The organism is Streptomyces sp. NPDC002911 (genome assembly GCF_053591835.1).
Window position 1 is genome coordinate 1 of the sequence record NZ_JBSFUO010000087.1, and the last position, 1,807, is coordinate 1,807.

Sequence of the window (1,807 nt, forward strand, 5' to 3'; positions counted from 1 at the left end):
TGAGGTGGTGCCCTTGTTGACGGAGGGTGTGAGTGTCGCGGCGGTCAATGGTCCGACGTCGTTGGTGCTGTCGGGTGTGGAGGAGGCGGTCGCGGGGGTGGTGGCGTGTTTCCAGGATCGCAGGGTGAAGCAGTTGCGGGTTTCGCATGCTTTTCATTCGCCGTTGATGGATCCGATGCTGGAGGAGTTCCGTCAGGTCGCGGCAGGGTTGACGTACAACGAGCCTGTGGTGCCGGTGGTGTCGAATCTGACTGGTGAGGTGGCGGACGTGGGCCGGTTGTGTTCGCCGGAGTACTGGGTGGAGCATGTGCGTGGCACGGTCCGTTTTCATGACGGGGTGCGGGCGTTGCGGGAGCGGGAGGTTTCGACGTTCCTGGAGTTGGGTCCGGATGGTGTGCTGTCGGGGATGGTCGCGCGGGACTGTGTTCCGTCCCTGCGGCGGGAGGTGCCCGAGGACCGGGCGTTGCTGGCCTGCCTTGGGCAGTTGCACTCCCGTGGTGTCGATGTCGACTGGGAGAAGGTGTTCGCCGGGACCGGTGCCCGCCGTGTCGACCTGCCCACATACGCCTTCCAACATCAGCGCTACTGGTTGGCCGCCACCGCTCCGACGACTGACGTGCCGCTGGGGCACCCGCTGCTCAGCGCGGTGATGGCAGTGCCGGAGACCGGGGGCGTGCTGTGTGCTGGACGGTTGTCGCGCAAGGCTCAGCCATGGCTGGTCGAGGACTCGGTGCCTGGTACGGGCGCGGGCATGGTGCCGGGGGCCGGCCTGGTCGAGTTGGCGATCCGTGCGGGCGATGAGGTCGGCGCCGGTACGGTGCGTGAGCTGACGATCGAGACACCGATCGTGCTGCCGGCCACGGGTGCCCTGCGTGTGCAGGTCTCCGTCGGGGGCGCCGACGGAGAAGGACACCGCACGGTGGGTGTGTACACCCGCGCCGAACAGGGCGAAGAGCCCTGGACCCGTCACGCCACTGGCACTCTGACACCCTCTGGCGCGGTTACGGCACCAAGTGGTGACGTGGCCGGGCAGGGGGAGTACATCGAGCTCGCCCTGGACGACGCACTCGCTGCCGACGCCGCAGGCTTCGGTCTGCACCCGGTGCTTCTGGAGGCCGCGGCCCATGCGACCGGCCGCTCCGGCCTGTCCGCGGAGTGGCGCGGGGTGACCCTGCACGCCACTGGCGCCGCGGCTGTCCGGATCCGGGTCACACCGGCCGAGAGCGGCTCCGACGGGTCGCGCGTGGAAATCTTCGATGCTGGTGGCGAAGGTGCCTTGGTGGCGTCGGTGGAGTCTCTTGTGTTGCGGGAGGTTACTGAGGAGCAGTTGAGGGTGGCCGGTGGTAGTGGTGGTGGTGGGCTGTTCCGGGTGGAGTGGTCTTCTTTGGGGGTGTGTGGCGACGCGGGCTCTGTTGTGGGGGCGGAGGTTTTGGAGGTGGCGTCGGTTGCGCTGGGTGCCGGGGGTGTGCGTGAGGTGACTGCTGGTGTTTTGTCTGCGGTGCAGTCGTTTCTTGTGTCGTCGGGTTCGGGTTGTCTGGTGGTGGTGACGCGGGGTGCGGTGGGTGTTGCTGGCGGGGGTGGGTCCGGTGTGGTGGATCCGGTGGCGGCTGCGGTGTGGGGTCTGGTGCGTTCGGCGCAGGGGGAGAGTCCGGGTCGGATTGTTCTGTTGGATGTGGCGGTTGGTCAGCCGGTGCCTGTTGGTGGGGTGTTGGCGGGTGTGTTGGCTTTGGGTGAGTCGCAGGTTGCGGTGCGTTCGGGTGAGGTGTTTGTGCCGCGGTTGGTGCGTGCTGTGCCGGTGGTTTCTGGG

The 1,807-nt window shown here is 67.6% G+C and carries 1 protein-coding gene; it reads left to right on the forward strand.

The genetic code is table 11. The features are described 5' to 3' along the window. Positions 1-28: 28 nt before the first annotated feature. Positions 29-1,807: acyltransferase domain-containing protein (locus tag ACWD04_RS33965; RefSeq protein WP_451137580.1), on the forward strand; the 1,779-nt coding region annotated here is incomplete at its 3' end.